22 protein-coding genes and 1 pseudogene are annotated in these 25727 nt (G+C 70.4%); 10 read left to right on the top strand and 13 right to left on the bottom strand.

All coding sequences use genetic code 11. The features are described 5' to 3' along the window. Both JWQ05_RS00015 and JWQ05_RS00020 read right to left on the bottom strand, forming a co-directional pair. Positions 1-794 (bottom strand): GTP-binding protein (locus tag JWQ05_RS00015; RefSeq protein ID WP_299652570.1); only part of this gene is annotated, 794 nt, incomplete at its 3' end. Positions 795-894: 100 nt separating this feature from the next. After that, positions 895-2418: a serine hydrolase gene (locus JWQ05_RS00020; protein WP_299652572.1), complete on the bottom strand. Its 1524-nt coding sequence runs from the start codon at positions 2416-2418 to the stop codon at positions 895-897. A gap of 344 nt (positions 2419-2762) precedes the next feature. Here JWQ05_RS00020 and queE point away from each other — a divergent pair, with 344 nt between their 5' ends. The 3 genes from queE to queC all read left to right on the top strand — a co-directional run bounded on the left by queE (position 2763) and on the right by queC (position 4541). Beyond that, a complete protein-coding gene (gene queE / locus JWQ05_RS00025; protein WP_299652575.1) occupies positions 2763-3395 on the top strand; it encodes a 7-carboxy-7-deazaguanine synthase in 633 nt (210 codons plus the stop codon). A gap of 64 nt (positions 3396-3459) precedes the next feature. Continuing rightward, positions 3460-3825 (top strand): 6-carboxytetrahydropterin synthase QueD, encoded by a 366-nt coding sequence (gene queD / locus JWQ05_RS00030; protein ID WP_299652578.1) that lies wholly within the window; start codon positions 3460-3462, stop codon positions 3823-3825. Beyond that, positions 3822-4541 carry a 7-cyano-7-deazaguanine synthase QueC gene (gene queC / locus JWQ05_RS00035; RefSeq protein WP_299652581.1) on the top strand — a complete coding sequence of 240 codons (720 nt, stop codon included), beginning with the start codon at positions 3822-3824 and terminating at the stop codon, positions 4539-4541. Before queD ends, queC begins: the two co-directional genes overlap by 4 nt. 2 nt (positions 4542-4543) lie before the next feature. Here queC and JWQ05_RS00040 read toward each other — a convergent pair whose 3' ends face one another. From JWQ05_RS00040 to JWQ05_RS00050, 3 genes and pseudogenes are all read right to left on the bottom strand, one after another. Continuing rightward, entirely contained in the window at positions 4544-5116 is a 573-nt protein-coding gene (locus JWQ05_RS00040) for a cyclase dehydrase (protein WP_299652584.1), read from the bottom strand. A 35-nt stretch (positions 5117-5151) separates the two neighbouring features. Next, positions 5152-6324 carry a zinc-dependent alcohol dehydrogenase gene (locus JWQ05_RS00045; RefSeq protein ID WP_299652586.1) on the bottom strand — a complete coding sequence of 391 codons (1173 nt, stop codon included), beginning with the start codon at positions 6322-6324 and terminating at the stop codon, positions 5152-5154. A 73-nt stretch (positions 6325-6397) separates the two neighbouring features. Then, positions 6398-7321, bottom strand: a pseudogene (locus JWQ05_RS00050) (LysR family transcriptional regulator). Between the two features lie 112 nt (positions 7322-7433). Here JWQ05_RS00050 and JWQ05_RS00055 point away from each other — a divergent pair. Then, positions 7434-7880 carry a DMT family transporter gene (locus JWQ05_RS00055; RefSeq protein WP_299652589.1) on the top strand — a complete coding sequence of 149 codons (447 nt, stop codon included), beginning with the start codon at positions 7434-7436 and terminating at the stop codon, positions 7878-7880. A 10-nt stretch (positions 7881-7890) separates the two neighbouring features. Here JWQ05_RS00055 and JWQ05_RS00060 read toward each other — a convergent pair whose 3' ends face one another. Genes JWQ05_RS00060 through JWQ05_RS00070 form a run of 3 tightly spaced genes read right to left on the bottom strand, consistent with a single transcriptional unit; the run spans position 7891 to position 11128 of the window. Further along, the gene (locus tag JWQ05_RS00060; protein WP_299652592.1) at positions 7891-8361 is read right to left on the bottom strand and encodes a secondary thiamine-phosphate synthase enzyme YjbQ; all 471 of its coding nucleotides are present in this window, start codon (positions 8359-8361) and stop codon (positions 7891-7893) included. Continuing rightward, entirely contained in the window at positions 8358-10088 is a 1731-nt protein-coding gene (locus tag JWQ05_RS00065; RefSeq protein WP_299652595.1) for a cisplatin damage response ATP-dependent DNA ligase, read from the bottom strand. Before JWQ05_RS00065 ends, JWQ05_RS00060 begins: the two co-directional genes overlap by 4 nt. Then, the gene (locus JWQ05_RS00070; RefSeq protein WP_299652598.1) at positions 10085-11128 is read right to left on the bottom strand and encodes a ligase-associated DNA damage response exonuclease; all 1044 of its coding nucleotides are present in this window, start codon (positions 11126-11128) and stop codon (positions 10085-10087) included. The genes JWQ05_RS00065 and JWQ05_RS00070 overlap by 4 nt, the downstream gene beginning before the upstream one ends. Positions 11129-11169: 41 nt before the next feature. Here JWQ05_RS00070 and JWQ05_RS00075 point away from each other — a divergent pair, with 41 nt between their 5' ends. Then, on the top strand, positions 11170-12120 hold the full coding sequence (locus JWQ05_RS00075; RefSeq protein WP_299652601.1) for a methyltransferase domain-containing protein: 951 nt from the start codon (positions 11170-11172) through the stop codon (positions 12118-12120). A 159-nt stretch (positions 12121-12279) separates the two neighbouring features. Then, entirely contained in the window at positions 12280-13017 is a 738-nt protein-coding gene (locus JWQ05_RS00080; protein ID WP_299652604.1) for a YoaK family protein, read from the top strand. Positions 13018-13060: 43 nt separating this feature from the next. On the opposite strand, the gene arfB is transcribed toward JWQ05_RS00080, so the two are convergent. Then, positions 13061-13480: an alternative ribosome rescue aminoacyl-tRNA hydrolase ArfB gene (gene arfB, locus JWQ05_RS00085; protein WP_299652607.1), complete on the bottom strand. Its 420-nt coding sequence runs from the start codon at positions 13478-13480 to the stop codon at positions 13061-13063. A 42-nt stretch (positions 13481-13522) separates the two neighbouring features. Further along, a complete protein-coding gene (locus tag JWQ05_RS00090) occupies positions 13523-13807 on the bottom strand; it encodes a BolA family transcriptional regulator (RefSeq protein ID WP_299652610.1) in 285 nt (94 codons plus the stop codon). Between the two features lie 132 nt (positions 13808-13939). Between JWQ05_RS00090 and JWQ05_RS00095 the strand changes: the two genes are divergently transcribed. The 4 genes from JWQ05_RS00095 to cobT all read left to right on the top strand — a co-directional run bounded on the left by JWQ05_RS00095 (position 13940) and on the right by cobT (position 18226). Then, entirely contained in the window at positions 13940-14572 is a 633-nt protein-coding gene (locus tag JWQ05_RS00095) for a DnaJ domain-containing protein (protein WP_299652613.1), read from the top strand. A gap of 243 nt (positions 14573-14815) precedes the next feature. Further along, positions 14816-15799, top strand: coding sequence for a cobaltochelatase subunit CobS (gene cobS, locus JWQ05_RS00100; RefSeq protein ID WP_299652616.1), 984 nt, complete (start codon positions 14816-14818; stop codon positions 15797-15799). Positions 15800-15821: 22 nt separating this feature from the next. Further along, a complete protein-coding gene (locus JWQ05_RS00105) occupies positions 15822-16328 on the top strand; it encodes a DUF29 domain-containing protein (RefSeq protein WP_299652619.1) in 507 nt (168 codons plus the stop codon). Continuing rightward, positions 16325-18226: a cobaltochelatase subunit CobT gene (cobT, locus tag JWQ05_RS00110; protein ID WP_299652622.1), complete on the top strand. Its 1902-nt coding sequence runs from the start codon at positions 16325-16327 to the stop codon at positions 18224-18226. The genes JWQ05_RS00105 and cobT overlap by 4 nt, the downstream gene beginning before the upstream one ends. Before the next feature lie 12 nt (positions 18227-18238). On the opposite strand, the gene addA is transcribed toward cobT, so the two are convergent. The 3 genes from addA to JWQ05_RS00125 all read right to left on the bottom strand — a co-directional run bounded on the left by addA (position 18239) and on the right by JWQ05_RS00125 (position 25677). Further along, positions 18239-21727, bottom strand: coding sequence for a double-strand break repair helicase AddA (gene addA, locus JWQ05_RS00115; RefSeq protein ID WP_299652625.1), 3489 nt, complete (start codon positions 21725-21727; stop codon positions 18239-18241). Further along, the gene (gene addB, locus JWQ05_RS00120) at positions 21727-24855 is read right to left on the bottom strand and encodes a double-strand break repair protein AddB (RefSeq protein ID WP_299652636.1); all 3129 of its coding nucleotides are present in this window, start codon (positions 24853-24855) and stop codon (positions 21727-21729) included. Before addB ends, addA begins: the two co-directional genes overlap by 1 nt. A 69-nt stretch (positions 24856-24924) precedes the next feature. After that, positions 24925-25677: a nucleotidyltransferase family protein gene (locus JWQ05_RS00125; RefSeq protein WP_299652639.1), complete on the bottom strand. Its 753-nt coding sequence runs from the start codon at positions 25675-25677 to the stop codon at positions 24925-24927. Positions 25678-25727: the final 50 nt, after the last annotated feature.

Here is a 25727-nt window from a genome sequence, read left to right on the forward strand (position 1 = left end):
TCGCTGGTGAGGCTGAAGGCCCGGATCGCGGAATCGTGCCGGTTCACGTCGTGATGGTGATGTCCGTGCGCGTGATGATGTCCGTGCGCGTGATGATGTCCTTGCGCCGCGTGTTCGTCCGCGCCGAGCCAGTCGCGTACATCGGCCCCCTTGCCCGTCAGACCGAACAGGCCGCCGAGGAGCGTGCTCGGGTCCACCGAGGCGGCATGGATCGGCGCCGTGGGGTTCAGGGTCCGCAGGCGGGCCTCCAGGGCTGTGCCATCGTCGGAGGCGAGGTCACGCTTGCCCAGCACCAGATGGTCGGCCACCGCCACCTGGCGCACGGCCTCCCCATGCCTGTCGAGGGTCGAGGCGCCGTTCACCGCATCGACCACCGTGACGACCCCCTGCAGGCGGTACCGGATGACCAGATACGGATGGTAGATCAGCGCGTGCAGGATCGGGGCGGGGTCGGCGAGACCCGTCGTCTCGATCACCACCCGGCGGAAGGGCTGGATGCGACCGTTGTCGCGCTTGCGCAGCAGGTCTTCCAGAGTGGTGATCAGGTCTCCCCGCACCGTGCAGCACAGGCACCCGGCGCCCAGCAGGACCATGTCCTCGTCGATGGTCTCGATCAGCAGGTGATCGAGGCCGATCTCGCCGAATTCGTTGACGATCACCACGGTGTCGGCGAGCGCGGGGTCGCGCAGCATCCGGTTGAGCAAGGTCGTCTTGCCGGCGCCGAGGAACCCCGTGAGGACGGTGAGCGGAATTGGTTCGGGCGCGCGCGGATCGGGCTTGGACAAGTCGGTCATGCCCCTGGCCTACCCCGCCCGGCCGCCACGCTCAATCCTTTGTCGATGTTATAACGTTACTGAAATCGGCGCTCTACCGGTCGGGCTTTCGACGGGCGGATCAGTCGTCCGCCCCCCTGCTGGCCGACTTGGCGGGCTTCGCCCCCTTGGCGCTCGCCTTGACCGGCTTGTGCTCGACCTTGGCTTCGGGCTTCGAGGTCGCCTTCGCGGCCGGCTTCTTAATCGCGCCGACCTTCAGTTTGGACGCGCCCTCCATCACTGGGGTGGAAGTGGCCGGCGCATAGGCACTGGCGCTGGACGGAACGCCGGACTTGCCCCGGACCGAACCCTTCTTCGGGTCAGGCTTGGCGGCGACCTTCGTCGAACCGGCAGCGGAGGCCTTGGCCTCCCGGGCAGCCTCGCGTTTGGCCGCGACAGCCTCGAGCTTGGCCTTCCGGGCTTCCGCGACCTTGGCGGCCCGCTCGGCCTTGTCGGCCTCTTCCTGCTCGTTCAGGGCGATCGCACCCTCGGCCGGGTCGCGGCCGATCCAGACCAGGATCGGCTGCAGGGGTGCGCGCGGCGGCAGGGCGCGGTTGCGAAGCGCCGCACTGTTCATGGTGGCGAAGGCAAGCGCAGCGGAGGGCGGAGCGGCCGCGGCCATGAGCTGCGCGTTGGCGTTGTCGGCGCTGGCCCCGGCGGCACCCGCGCTCGCCGTGATGGCGCCCTGGCCTTCGTCGACGGGCATCGGCTTGCGCTTGTCGCAGATGTAGGGGCGCATGTCCGGCGGCTCGGACAGGTTCGAGGCCGGCAGCGCGTCGAGGCTCTGCGCACCCCAGCCGGGGGACTGGCCGAAGCCGTAGTCGAACAGGTCGGAGGCCTTGAGGTCACGCTCCCGGGCGCTCGGCTGGCCCATCACCACGGTGAGGATGCGTCGTCCGTTGCGCGTGGCCGTGGCCACGACGTTGAAGCCGCCCGAGCAGATGAAGCCGGTCTTCATGCCGTCGGCGCCGGCATAGCGGCCCAGCAGGCCGTTGTGGTTGGCCATCACCGAGCGGCCGAACTGGATGGCGCTGATCGAGAACAGGGCACGACTCTCGGGAAAGTCGCGGACGAGGGCGCGGCCTAGAACCGCCATGTCGCGCGCCGAGGTCCACTGCCGTGCGTCCGGCAGGCCGTTCGGGTTGGTCCAGCGGCTCTCGCGCATGCCGATGCGCTGGGCGGTCTCGTTCATCATCGCGGCGAAGCCCTCGATGGAGCCGCCGAGGTTCTCGCCGATGGCCCAGGCGACATCGTTGGCAGACTTGACCATGATGATCTTGAGGGCGTTGTCGAGGGTGAGCTTGGTGCCGGGCCGGAACCCCATCTTCGAGGGCGGTTCGGCGGCGGCCGCCGGCGAGATGGTGATCAGCGAATCGAGGGAAAGCCGGCCCTGGCGCACCATGTCGAGGGCGACGTAGGTGGTCATCAGCTTGGTGATCGAGGCCGGAAACCACGGGTCCGTCGCGGCCTGACTGTAGATCACCTTGCCGGAATCGACCTCCACCACGAGGATCGGCGCCGTCACGGCGCCGGCCGAACCGGCGCCCAGCAGCCCCGCCGCCATCGCCAGACCGACGACGAAGCGCCTCAACAATCCGTTCGACATCTGGCCTGTCTCAAGAAGGGTTGCCCCGGCCCGATCGAGTATCGGTCCGCGCGGGTGAGCCGGTCAACGGCCAAGCTTCGGTCCGCCCTCGCTAGCATGCACGGGCAATCGGGTCGCGACGTGGATGTTCATCAAGTCCCGTTCCGTGGCGAGAGCATGGCGAAGCCTCTCGCGGATGCGAGATCCCGGCGATTTCATGGTATGAGCGCGCCCGATGCAGGGGTGCGCCGCACGCGCGGCCCGTGGCCCTTCGGCGGCGGCGCGCTTATCTGCGGGCACGATCGCCAGGGATCGGAAAATCGGAGCGTCCGCCCGGAGCGTTGCTCGGCCGGCGCGGGAATGTGATGGCTTACGCGGTCAAGGAACTCTTCCACACCCTTCAGGGCGAGGGTGCGCAGGCCGGACGGGCGGCGGTCTTCTGCCGTTTTGCCGGCTGCAATCTCTGGTCCGGCCGCGAGGAGGACCGGGCCAGCGCCGCCTGCTCCTTCTGCGACACCGACTTCGTCGGCCTGGATGGCGAGGGCGGCGGGCGCTTCGCCGCGCCGGAGGATCTGGCGCGGGCCATCGCTTCGACCTGGGCCGGCGGCTCGCGCCACCGCTACGTGGTGTTCACCGGCGGCGAGCCCCTGCTCCAGCTCGACCCGACGCTGATCGCGGCGGTCCACGCGCAGGGGTTCGAGATCGCCGTGGAGACCAACGGCACGCTGCCGGCACCCGAGGGCATCGACTGGATCTGCGTCAGCCCCAAGGCCGGCAATCCTTTGGTGCAGCGCAGCGGTCACGAACTGAAGCTGGTCTTCCCGCAGGTCGACGTCGACCCGGATGGGTTCGCGGATCTCGACTTCCGCCACCACTGGCTCCAGCCCATGGACGGGCCGGACCGGCTCGCCAATACGTCTGCGGCGGTCGCCTATTGCCGGCGCGACGCGCGCTGGCGCCTATCCTTGCAGACGCACAAGATCATCGGGATACCATGAGCCCGTCACGCGCGGCGTCACAGCCCTCACGTCCTCGCCCGGCCGGGCCTCCAGGTTATTCGTCATGAAGATCACCCAAGCCTTCACCTTCGAGGCGGCGCACCGCCTGCCGAACGTGCCCGAGACCCATCGCTGCCATCGCATGCACGGGCATTCCTATCGGGTCGAGCTGACGCTGTCGGGCGCGGTCGATCCCGCCACCGGCTGGGTGGTGGACTTCTTCGACGTGGAGCACGCCTTCGCGCCGGTGCTGGCCCGTCTCGACCATTATTGCCTCAACGAGATCGAGGGATTGGCGAACCCAACCGCCGAGCACATCGCGGTCTGGATCTGGGAGCGCACCAAGGCGGCCCTGCCGGCGCTCTCCTCCGTGAAGGTGTATGAGACGCCGATGTCCTGGGCCGAGTACGAGGGCGACACCAAGCCATGAGCGCGGGCGGCGCCCTGGTCCTGTTCTCGGGGGGACAGGATTCCACAACCTGCCTCGCCTGGGCGCTCGAGCGCTTCGACCGGGTGGAGACGTTGGGCTTCGATTACGGCCAGCGCCACCGGATCGAACTCGAGTGCCGAGACACCCTGCGGACGGGGATCGCTGCCCTGAAACCCGAATGGGCCGCGCGCCTCGGCGACGACCATACCCTCGCCCTCGACGCGCTCGGCCGGGTCTCAGAGACGGCACTGACCCGCGACACCGCCATCGCCTTCGAGGCGGGCGGGTTGCCCAACACCTTCGTGCCCGGCCGCAACATCCTGTTCCTGACCTTCGCGGCGGCCCTGGCCTACCGGCGCTCCCTGACCCACATCGTCGGCGGCATGTGCGAGACGGATTATTCCGGCTACCCGGATTGCCGCGACGACACGATCAAGGCGCTACAGGTGGCGCTGAACCTCGGCATGGACCGGCGCTTCGTGCTGCACACGCCGCTGATGTGGATCGACAAGGCCGAGACCTGGGCCCTGGCGAACGACCTCGGCGGCCAGGCGCTCGTCGACCTCATCGTGGAGGACAGCCACACCTGCTACCTCGGCACGCGCGGCATGCGCCACGCCTGGGGCCACGGCTGCGGGCAATGCCCCGCCTGCGACCTGCGCGCGAGGGGTTTTTCGAAATTCACCGCCGAGGCCGTGCCCCCGTCCGACGCCTGATCTCAGGCGGCGGACGTCCAGGGCCGCATCGCCTCCGGTCCGATGATGTCCATCGGCCGGACGTCGTTCGCGACCCCGCGCATGGCCTCGACGCCCTTCGGGAATCCACTGCGCCGTCCGTAATCCGCCCGCACGGCCTCGGACGGGTTGAGCGGCGCATGCGAGAGCCCCTGGGCGCACAGGACATCGAGGGCGGTGACTCCGCCGAGGGCCGCGAGCGCGAACAGCGCGTTGCCCCGGTGCCGGTCGTCAGCGAGGCCGGGCAGTACGGTCGCGATGTCGAGTCCGTCCCCCGCCACGCGGGCCCAGATCCAGGGGGTCGGGTCCTGCGATCCGAGAATCCCGGCGCCCTGGACGATCTCGCGGACGCCGTAGGCGCGCACCAGGGGGCCGGAGCGCGGCATGCCGAGCCACCGCGCGATGGCATCACCGCAGGTCACCTCGGCGACCCCGAGGGCGAGGGAGAACCAGCCGAGCCCGCGCGCGACCTGCAGCGTGGTCGGGTCCGGCCGACGCCGGCGATCCGACGTCAGGGGATGGGCGCTGGGCGCGGGGCGGGACGGGGATGCTGGCATGCGGGGCTCCTTGGCAGCGGGGGACGGGCGGGCGATCAGGGCCGGAGCACGACCTTGATGCAGTTGTCCTTCTTGTCGCGGAACGTCTTGTAGAGCTCGGGGCCGTCCTCGAGACTGCCGCGGTGGGTGATGACGAAGGACGGATCGATCTGCCCGTCGGCGATCCGCTTGACGAGGTCGTCGGTCCAGCGGTTCACGTGGGTCTGGCCCGTTCGGACCGTGAGGCCCTTGTTCATCAGGGCACCCATGGGGATCTTGTCCACGAGCCCGCCATAGACACCGGGGATCGAGAGGATGCCGGCCGGGCGGCAGACATAGATCATCTCGCGCAACACCGTGGCCCGGTCGCTCTCCAGCATCAGCGCCTGCTTCACGCGGTCATAGGCCTGCTCCAGCGCGCGCGGCGCATGCGCCTCCATGCCGACGGCGTCGATGCACTTCTCCGGGCCCTTGCCGGCGGTGAGCTGGTTCAGGCGCTCCACCGTGCTCTCGGTGGAATTGTCGATGGTGATCGCCCCACCGGCGCGCGCCATCTCCAGCCGCTCGGGCACGCGGTCGATGCACACCACCTGCTTGGCACCGAGCAGGATCGCCGAGCGGATCGCCATTTGCCCGACGGGGCCCGCGCCCCAGATCGCCACCGTGTCGGTGGGCTGGATGTCGGCCTGCACCGCCGCCTGCCATCCGGTGGGGAAGATGTCGCCGAGGAACAGCACCTGCTCGTCGGACAGCTCGTCCGGCACCTTGATGTGCGTCCTGTCCGCCATGGGCACGCGGACGTACTCGGCTTGGCCCCCCTGGTAGCCGCCGGTGAGGTGCGTGTAGCCGAACAGGCCGGCGGTCGGATGCCCGAAGGCCTTGGCGGCCAGATGTCCGTTGCGGTTCGAGCGCTCGCAGACCGAGAAGAACCCGCGCTTGCACTGATCGCACTCGCCGCAGGTGATGATGAACGGGATCACCACCCGCTCGCCCTTGCGCAGGGTGCCGTTGAGGCCCCGGCCGGTCTCCACCACCTCGCCCATGAACTCGTGGCCCATGACGTCGCCCTTCTCCATGCCGGGCATGAAGTGGTCGTAGAGGTGCAGATCCGAGCCGCAGATGGCGCAGGCCGTCACCTTGATGATCGCGTCCCGGTCGTCCTCGATCCGAGGATCCGGCACGGAGTCGCAGCGAATGTCCTGAGCACCGTGCCAGACGAGGGCCTTCATCGTGTCTCTCCCGCATGTGGCGTAAGCGTCGCCGATGCTTCGAGAACCGAGCGGCGGCACGCGGGTTCGGCGCCTATTTGCTGAACTTTGCTTTTTGCGAGGTCGCCTTTGATGCCAGCGCATCGCGCTCCGTCCGCAGAAGCTCGATCAGCCGTCCCACGAGGCGGCCGGCCGGGCGCCCCGCCGGGCGGATCAGCATCGTGTCGATCGGCAGGGCGGGACGGAACGGCCGCAGCACGATCGGCAAGCCGCCGAGTTCGCGCGCCGGCATGGGATCGACGATGGCAAGCCCGAGCCCCTCGGCGACGAGGCCGCAGCGCGCGGCCGTGAACTGAGCCATCAGGGCAAAGCGCGGGGTCAGGCCGGCCTCCGCGAACCGTGCCTCGACGGCCTCCTGGAACAGGCCGGGGCCGCCCGCGATCAGGGTTTCCCCGGAGAGATCCGCGACGCCGATCGCGCGTTTCCGCGCCAGAGGATGCCGGCGCGGCACGGCGCAGACGGCATCGACGGTGAGGAAGGGCTCGGCCTCCACCCCCGCGTAACCGGACCGGGGCCGGGCGAGGCCGAGGTCGCACTGGCCCGAGGTGGCCCAGGCCCAGATCGTATCCGGGCTCGGCACATGGACCGCGATCCGGGCGCCCGGATGTTCGGCGACGAGCCCCCGGATCGCCCGTGGCAGCAGGCGGGCGGCGAGCGAGGGCTGGCAGGCGATGCGCAAGGGGCCGGTGCCGCGTTAGCGGATCTCGCGGGCGGCCTGGCGAAGGTGCTCCAGCCCCGCATAGGTCCCCTCGACCTCGCGGGCGAAAGCCTCCCCTTCCGGCGTCGGCAGGGCGCTTCCATGCCCCCGCAGGAACAGGGTCAGGCCGAGTTCGGCCTCGAGCTGCGCCATCGCCCGGCTCACATGCGGCTGGCCGATCCCGAGCATGGCGGCGGCTCGCGTCATCCCGCCATGGCGCATCACGGCGCGGAAGAGATCGAGATGGGCCGGGTTGATCATGCCTGATCTGCATGGAAAAGGAGCGACCCGGCATTTGACGGCATGGCGCCCCGATGGTTGTCAAGGCGGAGACGCCGCCCCCGCGCTGCCCCACGAGAAGGCCCACGGCCCCATGCTCACGCTCCTGGTTCCCATCGCCCTCTCGGTGCTGGCCGGCGCCAGCATCGTCGTCCAGCAGGCGCTGATCGCGAACCTGCGCCTCGCCCTGAACTCCTCCGCCTGGGCGGGCTTCATGAGCTACTTCGTCGGACTCCTGTGCATGGTGGTGCTGGCACTCGCCCTGCGCGATCCACTTCCCACCGCGAATGTCGCGGCCCGCATCCCGTGGTGGGCCTGGAGCGGCGGCTTCTTCGGGGCGATCTTCATCGCGCTGGCGACGATCCTGGTGCCACATCTGGGAGCGGCGACCTTCCTGGCCCTCCTCGTCACCGGCCAGATGCTCGCCGCCGTGGCGTTCGACCATTTCGGCTGGCTCGGCCTCGCCCAGCGTGCCCTCGACGGACCGCGCCTGATCGGCGTCGCGATGCTGATCGGCGGCGTGATCCTGATCCGGCGGTGAGCCGCCAGGATCAGGATCCGGAGAGGTGCAGGACGATCTCGCGCCGATGCGGCCGGTCGCGGTGCTCGATCAGGTAGATCCCCTGCCACGTGCCGAGTACGAGGCGGCCGCCGACGACGGGAACACTCAAGGCGGAATCCGTCACCATGGTGCGGACATGGGCCGGCATGTCGTCCGGCCCCTCCGCCCCGTGAACGTAGGCGTCGTGGCGGGGCGCGAGCCCGTCGAGGGCGGTGAGGAGATCGGCCTGGACGTCGGGATCGGCGTTCTCCTGGATCGTCAGGGACGCCGAGGTGTGCCGGCAGAACACCGTGACGAGTCCAGTCATGATGCGAGCCTCGGCCAGGAAACCCGCCACCGCCCGCGTCACATCCGTGAACCCCTGGCCCGGCGTGTTCACGCTGAACGTGGCGCTGGCCTGGCGCTCCACGAGGGCGCTGGCGAAGCCCTGCAGCGCGCCGATCTTGCCCGCCTGTCTCATCCTTGCGCCTCCGTCAGGGTCTCGCCCGGCGCGATCTCGCGCTCGCCCCGCGCCAGGATGGTTTCGAGGGCATCGATCCGGTCGGCCTCGGCCGCCGGCTTGTCCCAGCGGATGCGGGCGACGCGGGGAAAGCGCATGGCGACGCCGGATTTGTGCCGGGTGGAGCGCTGCACGCCCTCGAAGGCGATCTCCAGCACCAGACCGTGGTCGAGGCCGTAGGACACTTCGCGCACGGGGCCGAATCGCTTCGTGGTGTTGTTGCGGACGTAGCGGTCGAGCTTGGCGAGTTCGGCGTCCGTGAAGCCGTGATAGGCCTTGCCCACCGGCACGAGTTCGGGCGTTCCGTCCTCGCGCTCGCGCCAGACCCCGAAGGTGTAGTCGGAATAGAACGACGAGCGCTTCCCGTGCCCGCGTTGGGCGTACATCATCACGGTGTCGACCCGGAACGGCTCACGCTTCCACTTCCACCACGGCCCCTTCGGCCGGCCGGGCAGGTAGGCGCTGTCGCGGGCCTTCAGCATCACGCCCTCGATGGCGTCGGAATCCGCGCCACCGCCCACCGACGCCGGGTCGGAGCGGGCGATCGCCAGTTGCTCCCATGTCGAGAACGGCACCAGCGGCGAGAGGTCGATGCGGGCGTGGTCGAGGGCGGCGACGAAGGATTCGAGCCGCGCGCGGCGCTCCATGAAGGGAAGCGGGCGCAGGTCCTCGCCGTCGGCCTGCATCAGGTCGTAGGCGCGGACATGGGCGGGAAACTCCTCCAGCAGTTTCGGGGTCACGGCCTTCCGGTTCAGGCGTTGCTGGAGCACGTTGAAGCTCTGCACGCGTTGCTCGCGCAGGATCAGCAGTTCGCCGTCGATGGCGCCTTCGAACGTGATGGCCTCGGCGAGATCCGGGAACGCGCCCGAGATGTCCTCGCCGGTGCGTGAATAGATGCGCGCCACCTGCACGCCCGCCGCGTCGCGTCCGCCCACGAGCTGGACCCGGATCCCGTCCCATTTCCATTCGCCCGAGAACGCGGCCGGGTCGAGCTTCTCGAAGTCGCCGTCCTCGTCGATGGGGTGCGAGAGCATCGGCGGACGGAACGGGGCCGGGTTCAGGGTCGTCGGGCGCTCGGCCCGTCCCTCGACCCAGGCGAACAGCGTGGCGTAAGGGGGCTCTAGCCCGTGCCAGACTTCCTCCACCGCGTCGGCCTCGTGCCCACCGAGCGCCCCGATCGCCGTCTTGGCGAGCCGTGCGGAGACGCCGACGCGCAGCGCCCCGGTGATGAGCTTCAGGAGCGCCCAGCGCCCGGTCTCGTCCAGGGCGTCGAGCCACTCGGCGATGCGGGCGGGCAGGTCCGCCTTCTTCACGGTCCGAAGCGTCTCCACCACCTCGGCGAGGGTCGGCACGTGGGGCGGCGGGTTGTTGTGGCCGGGACCGACAATGCCGTGCCCCGCGCCGCCGGCGGGTTCAGGCGTCGGCCAGATCAGCGCCGTGGTCTCGGCAAGATCCCCGACGTAGTTGTGCGAGAGCGCGAACAGCACCGGGTCGATGCGCGCCTCCACGAGCCCCCGGATCATCGCGGGCTTCGCTTCCCGAAACGTCAGGCCGCCGGTCATCGCCGCGAGCGCATAGCCTCGCTCCGGGTCCGGCGCATGCGCGAAGTAGTCCTGCAGCAGGCGCAGCTTGGCGTTGCGGCGCGGCTCGTAGGCGAGGCGGTCGAGGAGGTGCGCAAAGTCGTTCACGCAGCCTCCTCCGCCGCGGCCGCCGGTTCGGATTCCCCGTCGTCGCCGTAGCCGAGCATGTGCAGGGGCTTGGCCTTGATCCCTTGCGTCCCGCACCAATGCACAAGGGCATCCTCCTGCCCGTGCGTGACCCAGACCTCGCCCGCCCCTGTCTCCCGGATGGTGCGGCAGAGATCCGGCCAGTCGGAATGGTCGGAGATGCAGAGCGGCAGTTCCACGCCCTTCTGGCGGGCGCGCGCCCGCACCCGCATCCAGCCCGAGGCGAAGGAGGTGACGGGGTCGGGGAACTTGCGCGACCACACGTCCTGGATCGACGAGGGCGGGCAGAGAACGATGGCGCCGTGGAGCTTTCCGCGCTCGGCCGCGACGACCTTGGGCGTCTCGCCGAGCGGGATGCCCTCCTGCTTGTAGAGTTCGGTCAGCTTCTCCATCGCCCCGTGCAGATAGATCGGCCGGTCGTAGCCGGCCTCCCGCAGGAGGGCCATCACCCGCTGCGCCTTGCCCAGCGCGTAGGCGCCGACGATGTGGGCGCGCTCGGGGAAGAGAGCCACGGAATCGAGGAGCTTCCTCACCTCGTCGCGGGTGTCCGGCATCCGGAAGACCGGCAGGCCGAAGGTCGCCTCGGTGATGAAGACGTCGCAGGGCACCACCTCGAAGGGCAGGCAAGTCGGGTCGTAAGCCCGCTTGTAGTCACCCGACACCACCACCCGCACGCCCTGCGCTTCGATCGCGATCTGCGCCGAGCCGAGCACGTGCCCGGCGGGGGCGAAACGCACCGTGACGTCGCCGATACGGATCGCCTGACCGAGCGGCGCCTCCTGGCGGCTCTCGCAGAAATCGGCGCCGTAGCGCACCGCCATGATGCGGAGGGTCTCGGGCGTCGCGAGGACGTGCCCGTGCCCAGAGCGGGCGTGGTCGGCGTGACCATGTGTGATCAGGGCGCGCGGCACCGGCCAGGTCGGGTCCACGTGGAACCGCCCGAGGGGACAGTACAGGCCCTCGCGGGTCAGGGTGAGAAGATCGCTGGCGCTGATGCTCATCGGCGCGGCATATAGGGCGCCCGTCGCCCACGCGCAGCCACATGCCCCACACGATCACCTCCGGCGACCTCCTCGCCGACCGGCGCTACGCCTACGCGCAGGGCTGTCTCGACGACGGCGACCCGGACGCGGCCTCCGAGATGGCCGAGCAGGCCCTGGAGATCGCGCCCCGCTTCGCGCCGGCCTGGTTCCTCCTCGGCCGCGCCCGCGAGGCCCAGTATGGCCGAACCGGGCGGGAGGACGACCACCGCGCGGCCCTGCGTGCCTACGCCAGCGCCCTCGAGATCGACCCCGATGACGTGCAGGGCGCCCGCCTGGGCCTGGCACGGATCGGCGATGGCACGGCTGCGTCGGCGATCTCTCCGGGCTATGTCCGGGCGCTGTTCGACGCCTACGCCCCCCGTTTCGACCGCCACCTCGTCGACGGCCTGTCCTATCGCGGGCACGAACGCGTCGCCGCCGCCCTCGACGGACCACACCCTCTCGGCCGGGTGATCGACCTCGGCTGCGGCACCGGCCTGGTGGGCGCCGCCCTCGGCGGCCGGCCCGAGCACCTGACCGGCATCGACCTCTCACCCGGGATGCTGGCGCAGGCCGAGCGCCGCGGCGGTTACCATCGCCTCGTCCAGGGCGAACTCGTCGGGGTGCTCGCCGGGGAGCCGCCCGCTTCCGCCGATTGCGTCACGGCGGCCGACGTCATGATCTATGTCGGCGATTTTTCCGGCGTGCTCGCGGGGACCGCCCGGGTGCTGCGGCCGGGTGGCCGCTTCGCCTTCACAATCCAGTCACATCCGGGCGATGGACTGATCCTCGGCGCGGATGCGCGCTACGCCCACGGCGAGGCGCTGGTGCGCGAGGCCGTGGCGGCGGCGGGCCTCGACCTCCGAAGCCTGGAGCCGGTCGCCGTGCGGCGCGAGAATGGGGCCGATGTGCCCGGCCGGGTGGTCGTCGCGGAAAAGCCCGGCGGTTCACGTTTCCGTCACGGGTCTTGAACCGGAGCGTGCAACGCGGTTGAACGAAAACCCAGCGTGGCTGTTGCCCGCTGCGGACCAGGGGAGACATGCGCCGCTGGATTCGGTCCGGCGGCGTTTTTGATGTTCGGACCTGGACGCGCCGAACCGACATCCCAGCAAAGAGAGAACGGAGATTTCATGGCAGAGCCGCAGAACAAGTCGTTTCCGGCGAGCGCCAGGACGCGCATTCCCTTCGCGCTGGCGCTCTCGGCGGTGGCGGGTTGCGCCGACTCGATCGGCTTCCTCGAATTCTCGCAGCTGTTCATGTCCTTCATGAGCGGGAACACGACACGGTTCGGCGTCTCGGTCAGCCGCTTCGACTGGGAGAGCACCTCCCGGGTCGCCTCCGTCATCGTGCTGTTCTGCTTCGGCGCCTTCGCGGGCACGCTCATCGCCGCCTGGGTCGGACGCTGGCGCCTCTCGGTCCTGCTGCTGCTGCAGTCGGTGCTGCTGACGATCGGGCTCATCGTCCCGCATGGCACCTTCGCCGTTCCGCTCCACGCCTATCCGATCGTGATCGCCCTCGGCCTCCAGAACGCGACCCTGCAGGACGAGGGCGGCCGCAGCCTCGCGCTCACCTACGTCACCGGCGCGGTCGTGCGCTTCGGCACCGGGCTCGCCAACCTCATCCTCGGTACGGTGGCGCCGTCGTTCTGGATCCAGGCACCGCTCTGGGCCGCGCTGAGCACCGGCGCCGTCATCGGCGGCTTCCTGCAGCTTCGCTACGGCGAGGATGCCTTCCTGTTCCCCGCCGCGCTCTCGGCCCTGCTCGCGGCCATCGCGCTCACGCTGACGATCCTGAAGCCCGGCAGCCGCTACGTCAGCGGCGAGGTCGAGACGCATCCGCCCGACGGCACGGCGGCCGCCCGCATTTGAGCGGGTTCGCATCGGCGGGCCGCTGGTGCTTTCTGGCGACTCGTCAGTCGGCGCTGCTGCCGCGCAGGCGCTTGGTGGTGCTCCGCTTCGACTTCTCGTCGAGGCGGCGCTTCTTCGAAGCCAGAGTCGGACGCGTGGCGCGCCGGGGCGTCGGCGGCACCGCCGCCTCGGCCACGAGTTCGGCCAGCCGCTCGCGGGCATCGGCGCGGTTGCGGTCCTGCGTCCGGAAGCGCTGAGCGCTGATGATGATGATGCCGTCGAGCGTCAGGCGCTTGCCCGCAAGCCGCATCAACCGCACCGCCACCGCATTGGACAAAGCAGCCGAGCGCCGGGCGTCGAAGCGCAACTGCACGGCCGTGGAGAGCTTGTTGACGTTCTGACCGCCGGGCCCCGAGGCGCGCACGAACGTCTCCTCCAGTTCCGCCTCGTCGATGGCGATGTCGGGCGTGCATTGCAGGGCCACGGCGGAATCTCTCAGTCGGTTCTTCAGACCAGGTCCGATTCTTCAGGCCGCCTCGGCGGGGGTGCGGGCGCGCACCGCCAGGGCGTGGAGACCGCGCTTGAATGCAGGATCGAGGGCGGCATTGACGATGCGGTGCCGCTCGACCCGGCTCTTGCCCTCGAAGGCGGCGGCCACGACGTCGAGCCGGAAATGGGTCTCGCCCTCGGGCCGCGCGCCCGAATGCCCCGCATGCAGGTGCGATTCGTCGATCACCTCCAAGGCCTCAGGCGCGAGGTGCGCCTCCAGCGTCTCGGCGATCCACGCCTTCAGGGTTCCGGTCTCGCTCATGTGCGCGTCTCCTCAAGCTTGCCCGATGCGGGAGCCTTCTCCCGCCCTCGCGCGTCAACCCCCGGCGGCCGCATGCGGCATCAGGCCCGCCGCTCTTGTGTCTGCGACCCGCCCCCTCATAATCGCCCCATCATGGATCTCAACTCGCCCCTGTTCGACAGCATCCGCATCAAACCGTCCTGCGACGAGCCGAAGAAGGCTGCGGCGCAGACCTGCGAGACGCCCGGCTGCAAGAACCCCGGGCTCTACCGCGCCCCGAAGGGCCGCAAGGCGGAGGGGCAGTACTGGCGCTTCTGCATGGACCACGTGAAGGCCTACAACGCCACCTACAACTACTTCGACGGCATGAACGACGCCGCCGTGCAGGCCTACCAGAAGGACGCGATCATCGGGCATCGCCCGACCTGGGCGATGGGGGTGAACCCCGCTACCGCCGAGGGAAAGGCGAAGGCCAAGGCCGCCCCGAAGCGCGACTGGGCCTATGTCGACCCGCTGGACATCCTGCGCGCCGAGGGCGTGGGCGAGACCGGCCGGCGCAAGGCGGCACCCGAGCCGCGCCGTCCCCGGCATTCGGCCGCCACCCTCAAGGCCCTGGACGTGCTCGGCCTCGACGAGAACGCGGATTCCGCCGCGATCAAGGCGCAGTACAAGATCCTGGTGAAGCGCTTCCATCCCGACGCCAACGGGGGCGACCGCTCCTTCGAGGAGCGCCTGCGCGACATCATCCGGGCGCATGACGCCCTGCGCGCCGCCGGATTGTGCTGACAGGCCAACCGGGACGGTTTCGGCACGATCGATGCACCTTTTCGGGCTGTCCCCCGCACGGGGGTGGGCGCAATTGCCGGCCGGGACCCTATATCCTGCCGACATCCCCTTGGCGTCGCCCGGCGCCGACCCTTAGATGGCGGTCGCGGACGGCTCTACCCAGAGCCGGGCGCCTCCAGAGCCCGACACAGCCCGCGGTTTCCGTGCCCGAACCCACGGCACCCGCGCCCCGACGAGGTCCTTATGCTTTCTGACGTCTCGCCCGCCTCGCTGCCCGACCGGACCGTCTCCGTGCGCGAGGCCTTCGGTATCGACCTCGACCTCCAGGAGCCGGCTTTCTCCGAAACCGACGAGCACGTGCCCGCCCTCGATCCGGACTACATCTTCGACCGCGAGACCACCCTGGCGATCCTGGCGGGCTTTGCCCGCAACCGCCGCGTGATGGTCACCGGTTATCACGGCACCGGCAAGTCGACTCATATCGAGCAGGTGGCCGCCCGCCTGAACTGGCCTTGCATCCGGATCAACCTCGACAGCCACGTCTCGCGCATCGACCTCGTCGGCAAGGATGCCATCGTGGTCCGCGACGGCAAGCAGGTCACCGCCTTTCAGGACGGCATCCTGCCCTGGGCCCTGCAGAACAACGTCGCGCTCGTTTTCGACGAGTACGATGCCGGCCGTCCGGACGTGATGTTCGTGATCCAGCGCGTGCTCGAACTCTCGGGCCGTCTGACGCTGCTGGACCAGAAGCGGGTGATCAGCCCCCATCCGGCCTTCCGCCTGTTCGCCACCGCCAACACGGTGGGCCTCGGAGACACGTCCGGCCTCTATCACGGCACGCAGCAGATCAATCAGGGCCAGATGGACCGCTGGTCCATCGTCACGACCCTGAACTACCTCGCCCATGACCGCGAGGTCGACATCGTCCTGTCGAAGGCCGTGCACTATCAGCGCGACGGCGGACGCGACATCGTCAATCGTATGGTGCGGGTGGCGGACTTGACCCGCAACGCCTTCATGAACGGCGACCTCTCCACCGTCATGAGCCCGCGCACGGTGATCACCTGGGCCGAGAACGCCGACATCTTCAAGGACATCGGCTTCGCTTTCCGGGTGACGTTCCTGAACAAGTGCGACGAACTCGAGCGTACGCTCGTCGCGGAGTTCTACCAGCGTGCCTTCGGCAAGGACTTGCCCGAGAGCGCGGCGAACGTGGCGTTGAGCTGAGGGATCGCTAGCGGAGGACGCGATGGGTGAGCCGGCTCTGAAGGGAGAACGACCCGAGGACGTTTCCGCTCGCTCCGGTCGGACGCGCTACGAGGACGACCTCTATACCTGGGTCCAGGAGCAGGTTGCCCTGCTCCGGTCCGGTAGGGTCGATGCGCTCGATCTCGAACACATCGCGGAGGAGCTGGAAGGTTTGTCGAAGAGCGAATTCGCCAAACTTCAAAGCGCCCTGCGCGTTCTCGTCATGCACATGCTGAAATGGGACCAGCAGCCCGAGCATCGCACACCAAGCTGGATCTTTTCGATCCGCGAGCAGCGGAGGCGCTACACGCGAATCTTGAACATCAATCCCGGCCTCGAGCCGCGCCTGGACGAGGCTCTGGCCTATGCCTATCCCGACGCACGGGATTGGGCGGCCGACGAGACCCACCTTTCGCCGGATGAGTTTCCCTCCGAGTGTCCCTACGCCTGGGATGACATCCTGAACCGGCCCTTCGATTTCGACTCGGTGAAGAAGCAGCGCCCGTGAGCATCTCCAACCGCAAAGCCGGCGACCGCCGCGAGCCCATCGCCGAACCGTTGAAGCGCTCAGTGGCGGGGTGCCTGCGCGCCATCGCCAAGCGCTCAGAGATCGAGGTGGTCTATGCCAGCGACCGGCCGGCGCTCACCGGCGACAAGGCGCGCCTGCCCGAACCCCCGCGCAAGCTGACGCCGGAGGACGTCGCCATCCTGCGCGGCAACGCGGATTCGATGGCCCTGCGCCTCGGCTGTCACGATGTGGCCGTGCATCGCCGCCTGGCGCCGGAGAATGCCGGCGCCCGGGCGGTGTTCGACGCCGTCGAACAGGCCCGGGTCGAGGCCATCGGCTCGCGCCGCATGGCCGGCGTCGCCTCCAACCTCTCGGCGATGCTGGAGGACCGCTACCATCGGGGCGGCAAGTACGAGGACATCACCGACCGGGCCGACGCCCCGATGGAGGACGCCGTCGCCCTGATGGTGCGCGAGCGCCTGACCGGCGCCGCCCCGCCGGCGGCCGCGCGCAAGATCGTCGACCTGTGGCGGTCGCATATCGAGGACAAGGCCGGCCCCAGCCTCGACGGTCTGGTCGGATCGATCGAGAACCAGCGCCTCTTCGCCCGCTCGGTGCGCGACCTCCTGACGTCCCTCGACATGGCGGACGAGACGCCGTTCGATCCCGAGGACGACGACAACGAGGACGAGAACGAGGCCCAGGACGACGAGCAGACCCCGAGCGAGGGCGAGGCCGAGGAGCAGTCGCAGGGCGACCGCTCCGAGATGGAGACTTCGCAGGAGGCCTCCGACGAGTTGCAGGAAGGCGCCACCGAGGCGGCCGACGCGCCCTCCGGCGAGTTGCCGGACGAGGCCGAGAATGCCGAATCCGAGGAGGCCTCGGAGGCGTGGCGGCCACCCTCGCAGCGGGCGAACGAGCCGCGCGGTCCGGAATACAAGGTCTTCAATCCACGCTTCGACGAGATCATCCACGCCGAGGACCTCTGCGACGCCGAGGAACTCGCGCGCCTGCGCACCTATCTCGACAAGCAGCTCGCGAATCTCCAGGGCGTGGTCGGGCGCCTCGCCAACCGCCTGCAGCGCCGCCTGCTGGCTCAGCAGAACCGCGCCTGGGACTTCGACCTCGAGGAGGGCCAGCTCGATCCGGCCCGCCTCGTGCGCGTGGTCACCGACCCCTTCCAGCCGCTCTCGTTCAAGCGCGAGAAGGACACCAACTTTCGCGATACCGTCGTGACCCTGCTGCTGGACAATTCCGGCTCGATGCGCGGGCGCCCGATCACGGTGGCGGCGACCTGCGCCGACATCCTGGCGCGCACCCTGGAGCGCTGCGGCGTCAAGGTGGAGATCCTCGGCTTCACCACACGGGCCTGGAAGGGCGGCCAGTCCCGCGAGGCGTGGCTCGCCGGTGGCAAGCCGAACGCGCCGGGGCGCCTCAACGACCTGCGCCACATCGTCTACAAGAGCGCCGACGCGCCCTGGCGCCGGGCCCGCAAGAACCTCGGGCTGATGATGCGCGAGGGTCTGCTCAAGGAGAACATCGACGGCGAGGCGCTCGATTGGGCCCATAAGCGCCTGCTGGCGCGATCGGAGCAGCGCAAGATCCTGATGGTGATCTCGGACGGCGCGCCGGTCGACGATTCGACCCTCTCGGTGAATCCCGGCAACTATCTCGAGCGCCACCTGCGCTGGATGATCGAGGACATCGAGACCCGCTCGCCGGTGGAGTTGCTCGCCATCGGCATCGGGCACGACGTGACGCGCTACTATCGCCGCGCCGTCACGATCATCGACGCCGAGGAACTCGGCGGCGCGATGACGGAAAAGCTCGCCGAACTCTTCGAGGAGGATTCCGGCGGCGCCGCTCCGCGCAAGCGCGCTGCCGGCGGACGCCGCTAGGCTCCATCGTCATCAGGCGGCGCGCCGCGACAGGGCGTCGAGGGCGTCGGCGACTTCGTTCGGCTCGAGGCGCCGGATGACCGGCCCCGACGTCCAGACCAGCATCGGGATCACCCGGTGCCGCGGGTAGATCTCGGCGAGGAGCGCGGCGTAAAGGGCGATCTGCCCGGCCTCCGCGCGCGGCAGCGCGGCACCCTCGGCCGGCGGGCGGCCCGTCTTGAAGTCCGCGACCCAGACCGTGTCGGCGGAGACCGCGAGGCGGTCGACCCGGCCGAAGACCGGGCGCGACATGCCCCCAACCATCACCCGGCCGGAAAGCGTCACCTCGGCCCGCGCATCGCGTGCAAAGAGTGGGGCGAGGTTAGGCTCGTCCAGCAGCCGCAGGGTCGCGGCGACGATGGCCGTCTGCTTGGCCCGCTCCAGCCCAGGCGCCCGTGCCCGTACGAACGCCGTCGCGGCGGCCGCGCGCTGCGCGGGTTCGATCCGGGGCAGGTGCTCCACGAGGGAGTGGATCAGCGTGCCGCGCTTGCGGGCCTCGCTGTCCGCCTGGCGCTGGCCCGGCTCGCGCCGGGTGTCGGCGGCCCCGAGGGCGCCGGACGGGGTGACGGGCGGCGCGGCCTCGGTCTCGGCGGCCACCGGAGCTTCGAGCCAGGCGGGCAGGTCCGTTGGAGCTTGTGCGGCGGCCGGAGCCGGGTCGCGCGCCGTCACCGCGCCACCCTCGCGCCACAGGGTGGCCGGCCCGTAGGCGGTGTCCACGGCCTCGCCCGCGCCGAACTCGGCCTCGAGACCCGTCCGGATCATCTCGCACCAAGCCGCCTCGGTGGGCGCTTCGTGCCCGCGATAGGGCGCGATGACGAGACGGTCGGCCGCGCGGGTCATGGCCACGTAGAGGAGGCGGTTGTGCTCCTCGCGGGCACGCACCTGCAGGGTGGCGCGCGCCTGGGTGACGGCCTCGCAGTCCCCCGCCTTGGCGCCCGCCCAGATCGGCGGGAGCGGACTGGCGTTGCGTCCGAAGCGGGGCAGCGAGGGGTCCGCCTGTGCCAGGGGCAGCAGCGGCGGGTCGTTGCGGCCGAGGGCCTCGCAGCCGTCTATGATGATGACCACCGGCGCCTCCAGGCCCTTTGCGCCGTGGACGGTCATCACCCGGACCTCGTCACGGCCGGATTCGAGGTCGCGCTTGACCGTGTGCCCCCCCTCCCCGCGCCCCGGAACGGTGTCGTAGCGGGCGAGGAAACCGCCGAGCGAGGGCGCGTCCGGAGCCTGCTCGGCCTGGGCCGCCGTCATCAGGAAGACGTCGATGGCATCCCCGGCTTCGCCGCCGAGGCGCGAGACGAGCGCGCGGCGCCCGCCGCGCGCGCCGAGGAGCGTCGCGTAGAACCCGAAGGGACCCTCGCAGGCGGCGAGATCGATCCAGCTTTTCAGGGCGGCATGTCCCCGGATCGCCGCCGGATCACCGGAAGCGGCGTGGCGCGCCAGGGCATCCTCCAGGGTCTCGTGGAGATCGCGGCGGGCGGCGATGCGCACAAGGTCGTCGTCGTCGAACCCGACGAGCGGCGTCTTGAGGGCGCCGGCCAGGGTCAGGTCGTCGGCGGGCAGGAGGCCCGCCCGGCCCACGGCCACGAGGTCGTTGACGGCGATGTGGGCGGCGATGTCGAGGCGGTCCTGGCCGGCCACCGGCACGCCCAGCGCCTTCATGGCGCGGATCACCTCCTCGAAGGCCGCCGAGCGCTTGCGCACCAGGATGAGGATATCGCCGGGGCGCCAGACCCGGCCGGTCTCGTCGCCCGTGGTGATCCAGGTCAGCGCCGCACGCGCCACGCGGCGCGCCGTGACGATGGCTGGCGCGTTGGTCTCGGGCGCGTCCACGGGGGCCGCCCAGGCATCGGGCTCGGGCTCGTCCGCCGGCTCCTCGACCGGCCAGAGTTCGACGGTGCCGGGTGCGCTGGCACGGGCCGTGGTGTGGGTCGTGCCGATGGCCGTGTCCTCGAAGGACAGGCCCTGATAATGCGTGGCGATCTTGAACGTGGCGTCCACGGCGCGCAGCACGCCTCCGGTGGACCGGAACGACAATTCGAGATGCACGTCCTCGAAGGCGAGGTCCGCCCCCTTCGCGGCGCCCTGCCACGCGCGGCGGGTGATCTCGAACTCGCGCGGCTCGGCACCCTGGAAGCTGTAGATCGACTGCTTCGGGTCGCCCACCGCAAAGCGTGTCCGGGCGACCTCTCGGGCACCCTCTCCGGAGGCGAACTCGGCGGTGATGCGGCGCAGGATCTCCCACTGGTGCGGATTGGTGTCCTGCGCCTCGTCGATGAGGACGTGGTCGACGCCGCGATCGAGCTTGTAGAGCACCCAGGTGGAATCGACCCGGCCGAGGAGGTCCAGGGTCTTGTGGATCAGGTCGTCGAAATCGAGCGCCCCGATCCGGGCCTTCTGCGCCTCGACCCTCCGGTGGATCTCGGCCGCGAGGGTGAACAGGGCGCGGGTCCGCTCCAGGGCCTGGACGCCGCGCAAGGTATCCTGCAGCGGCTCGAGCCGGTCGCGCTCGTCGCGCAAGGCCTGCTTGACGTCCTCCGGCACCGCCTTGGTGCCGAGGCTCTTGTCGGCCTTGGGCGCGCCCTCCTTGGTGAAGAAGATACCGAGATAGATCTCCAAGCCCTCGGCCGGAGTGGCCGCCTCGACCGCCAGCAGCTTGTCGGCGATGCCGTCGTCGGTGGCCTTGCCGGTGCGCAGGCGCGCGGCGATTTCGGTGAGGTCGCCGAGACCGCCGTCGCGCATGCGCGCCTCGATCGCCGCGACGCTCTCGCCGGCCCGGACGCCGAGGGCGTCGGCGAGCGCGTCGAAGGGGCCGTCCAGGCCGGCGCGGGTCGCCAGCACGTCACGGGCCCGCATGGCGTTGCGGACCGCCTTGCGCAGGGCGTCGCCTGTCGCCTCCGGACCGACGATGGTGAGCGCGTCCCCGAGATGCGGATGGTCGCCCCCGATGGCGTCGGCCAGGACGTTCCCGGTCTCGATCCGGAAAGCGTCCGCCGCCTGCGTTTCCTCCAGCACCACGAAGCGGGCGGGCACGTTCGCCTCGAACGGGAACATGTGCAGCAGCCGCTCGCAGAGGGCATGCAGGGTCTCGATCTTGAGCCCCCCCGGCGTCTCCACGGCGCGGGCGAACAGGCGCCGGGCCACCTGCAGGGTTTTTCGCGCGGGGCGCTCGCCGGTGAGTTCGGTCAGTTCCGCGCTCAGCGTGGCATCGTCCAGCGTCACCCAGCGGCCGAGCACGCGAAACACGCGGATCGACATGTTGGCGGCGGCCGCCTTGGTGAAGGTCAGGCAGAGGATGCGGGCGGGCGGCGCCCCGTCGAGGAGGAGGCGCACCACGCGGTCGGTGAGCACCTTGGTCTTGCCCGCGCCCGCATTGGCCGAGACCCAGGCCGACGCGCGCGGATCGGCGGCCCGGCGCTGCGCCGCCTTGGTGAGATCGTCGACGACGAAGGCTTCGCGATGTGACATCAGCCGTCTCCCTCCCCGCCGAGCGACCATTCCAGCACTCGGGCGAGGTGGTCGTAGTCGCCGTAGGATTTCGCGTATTTCGGATAGGGCCGCGAGGTGTAGGCCGCCTCGCCGGTGAGGAAGCGGGCGACGAGCCCCCGGAAGCGGGCGACGTGCTCGGCGACGATGGCGGCGACCTCGCGGTCGTCGCCGCGCGGCGGTTTCACGGGGAGCGGCTCGAAGGGTTTGCGCCCGCCCGAGGCGTAGACGTAGAGCAGGTCCGGCGTCAGCGTCGTCACCGGAAAGCCCTCGAAGGCGCCGGCCATGAGCATTGCCGCCTCGAGGGTGAGCTGGGGCGAGAAGCCGGCGAAGACCTCCTTGTTGCTCGGCGGCAGCCCGGTCTTGAAGTCGACGATGCTGGCGCTGCCGTCCCGATGGCGCTCGATCCGGTCGGCCCGCGCCCGCAGGGTGAAGGTCTCCGTGCCCATCGGGATCAGCCACTTGCCGGAGATCTCCGGGTAGACCCGGGCTACCTCGCCCCGCCGCTCGGCCTCCCACGCGAGGAACTTGGCGGCGAGCCGCTCGTAGCGCGGCCACCACTCGGCGTAGAGTTCGGGGTAGGTCTCGGAGATCTGCTGGAAGGCGTCGAGGGCGAAGGCGTAGAGACGCTCCTCCGCCGCATCCGGCAGCACCTCGGGATGGTTCTCGGCGAACGCGCCCAGGATGTCGTGGATCAGCGTGCCGCGATCCGCGGCACCCGGTTCGGCCGCCACGGGATCGAGGGGATCGAGCCCGAGCACGTGCCGGGCGAAGATCACGTAGGGGTCGCGCACCAGGGTCTCGACCTCGGTGACGCTCAAGGAGCGCGGGAACAGGGCCGGATCGGGCCTGGGCTTGGGCTGCTTCAGACGCGGCTGCGCCGGGCCCGTGCCTTGGTCGAGGGCGGCGGCATAGGCCGAGAAGCGGCGCCCGGCCTGAAGCGCTCCGCTCCATTGCGCCTCGCCCGTGAAGGCGCGCAGGCGCTGCAGGAAGCGCGACGGCACGGTGGGTGCGCCCTCGCGCTTGGCCGCGCGGGTGATGATGGCGTCGTGGTGTCCCAGCGCCTGCACGAAGTCGTGGGCGCTCTGGCCGATGCGGCGCTCGGGCGGGTTGAGGCCAATGCGCTCGCGCATGGGCCGGTTGAGGAAGGCGTCGGTCGTCGTCTTCATCGGCCAGACGCCCTCGTCGAGGCCGCCGAGCACGACCCGATCGACGCGCATCAGGCGCGCTTCCAGGAGGCCGAGGATGCGCAGACGCGGATGCGGGCGCCCGTCGCTGCAGGCCACCATCCGCTCGCGGGCGAGCGCGGTGAAGAAAGCCGGGTAATCGCCGAAGCGACCGGGCAGGAGGCCCGGCTCGGCCAATTCGAGGTCGTCGAACAGGGTGTCGAGGATGGCGAGCGAGGCGTCGTCGATGGCCTCGCCTTCCGCCGCGTCGATCAGCCTGTCGAAGGCGACGCGGTGGCAGGCGGCGTAGGCGACGAGGTTTCCGACCCCGCGATGATCGAGGTCGAGAAAGCCCGTGAAGGCCAACTCCAGCCGGTTCAGGAGGTCGGCGGCGAGATCCCAGTCGAGGTCGGTCAGGCGGCGCTTGGCGCGGGGCCGGCGCCCGGTCTCCGTGCGCTGGGCGGCGAGCACTTCGTGCAGGCCGGCGAACCCCGGGGCGGGCGCGGGCCCGCGCAGAACCCCGATCTCCAGGGCGGCAGCCGCGCGCGCCACGTCGCGCCGGGGCATCCCTAGACGCACGAACGGGTGCGACAGGAGCGTGATGAGCCGGGCGGGCTCCAGGTCGGCGGCGAGTTCGGCGGCCAACCGTGCGAGGCGCCCGGCCCGGCTGCGCGAGAGCGCCTCGCCGCCGGAATCCTCCGCGACGATGCCCCAGCGGGCGAGTTCGGCGGCCACGCGCAGGGCGAGCGCCCGGTCCGGCGTCACCAGGGCCGCGGTGGCCCCAGGGGTTTCCAGGGTCTCGCGTAGGGCGATGGCGATGATCAGCGCCTCCTCGCGCTCGTCGGCGGCCTCGACCACGGCGAGCCCCCGCATCCCGGCTCCTGCGAGATGCGCGCGCCGCGTCGGATCGAGATCGGCCCAGGCCTCCGTGGTCTCGGCCGGGCGCAGGGCCTGCGAGAGCAGGCCGGCGCGCGCGAGGGCGTCGGCGGTGGGTTCGCCGAGGATCACGACCTCGGAGCGGTCGCGCTTGAGGCAAGCCGGGCCGAGCAGGCGATGCAGGATTGCCTGCGGATGCCCGTGCGCCACTTCGCGCGAAACCCCCTCGCCGGTCTCGATGGCGTCCCAACCGGCGGCATCCAGGTCGGCATCCAGGCCCGGCAGGACCACGGCGCCGCGCGCCAGCCCTGCCACCGCGCCGATCAGCCGGGCGGTGGCTGGCACCGACCCCGTGGAGCCGGCCACGATCACGGGATCGCCGGGGCGCTCGCGGGTCAGGCGATCGGCCTCGGCGATCACGAGCCTGCGCGAGCGCGAGACCGGATCGCTCATGCCGCGCTCCGCGAGGATGCCGGGCCAGGCCTCGGCGGCGATCTTCACGAAATCCAGGGTCAGGCCGAAATAGCGCGAGTATTCCGCTTCGACCGCGCCGCCGATCTCGGCCCAGGGCAGGCCCTCGACGGTGAGCGTGTCCATCAGCCGTTCGAGGTCGGCCGCCAACCCGATCGCGTCGGCTGGCGAGGACGGCACCAGGAACGGCACGTCGTCGTCGATGGGCAGCAGGGTGCGGTCCACCGCCTCGGCCCAGCTCTGGACGAGGCGCGCGAGGATCAGCCGGCGCTCCAGGGGCGGCATCGCCGGGGCGAGCACGTCCGGCCCGTTCTCGATGAGGGGGTTGGCGGCAAGATCCAGTTCCGCCTCGTCCGCCTCGCCGAGGGGGACCATGCGGGGCAGGAGGGCCGCCTGCCCGAGGTGCGCGGCCAGGATCGCCGAGAGGGCCCGGACCGCGCGCTGCGTCGGCAGGTAGAGGGTGACGGAAGCCAGCGCGAAGGGGTCGGCACCGATGTCGCCCACGAGCCGGCCGGAGATCAGGGCCTCGGCCAGGGTGGGCAGAAAGGGTGCGCCGGGGGGAATCGAGAAGACGTGGGGAGCGTCGGAGTTCGGCATCGGATGATCCATGCCACCGAATTCTCCTCGCTGGAATGCGGCGCCCTGGCGATCCGGCGCGATCGTGCCTCAGGCCACCGGCGCGGTCGACTTCACCCGGGCTTCGGCGGCCGTGATCGCCTCCGGCGTGCCGACGTGCAGCCACTGGCCGTCGAGGCGCAGGCCGTGCAGGCGGCGGGCCGCGATGGCGCGATCGAACAGCAGATTGAGGGAGAAGGCGCCCTCCGGCGTGCCCGCGAACAGGCCCGGCTTCAGGATGGCGACGCCGGCATAGATGAAGGGCGCGATCTCGCGCTCGCCGCGCCGCTCCAGGGCACCGGAGGAATCCATGACGAAGTCGCCGCCGCCCTCGTAGCCGAGGCTCGTGGCGGTGGGCGCGACCAGGAGCAGGATGTCCATCGCCTCCGGATCCCAGGCGGCGATCAGACGCCCGAGATTCGATTCCGGCCCCTCCAGCCAGAACGAATCGGCGTTGAAGACCACGAAGGGCTCGGTTCCGAGGAGCGGCAGGGCCTTCTTGACGCCGCCGCCGGTCTCCAGAAGCGCGTCGCGCTCGTCGGAGATGACGATCTCCGGGGCCGTCCGGCGCTTGCCGACATGACCCTCGATCAGGTCCGCGAGGTAGTGGACGTTGACCACGGCCTTCGTGATCCCGCCTTCCGCCGCCCGGTCGAGGGCGTGGTCGAGGAGCGCGCGGCCGGCCACCTCCACCAGGGGTTTCGGCACCGTCGCGGTGATCGGGCGCATGCGCTTGCCGAGGCCTGCCGCGAGGACGAAGGCGCGGGTGATGGGCGATGTGTCGGGCACGGCGGTCTCGGACATGACGATTTCGGACTTGACGATTTCGGGCATGGCGGCTTCGTCTCGCTGAA

It is taken from the genome of Methylobacterium sp. (genome assembly GCF_028290105.1).
In the GTDB taxonomy this organism is placed as follows: Bacteria; Pseudomonadota; Alphaproteobacteria; order Rhizobiales; family Beijerinckiaceae; genus Methylobacterium.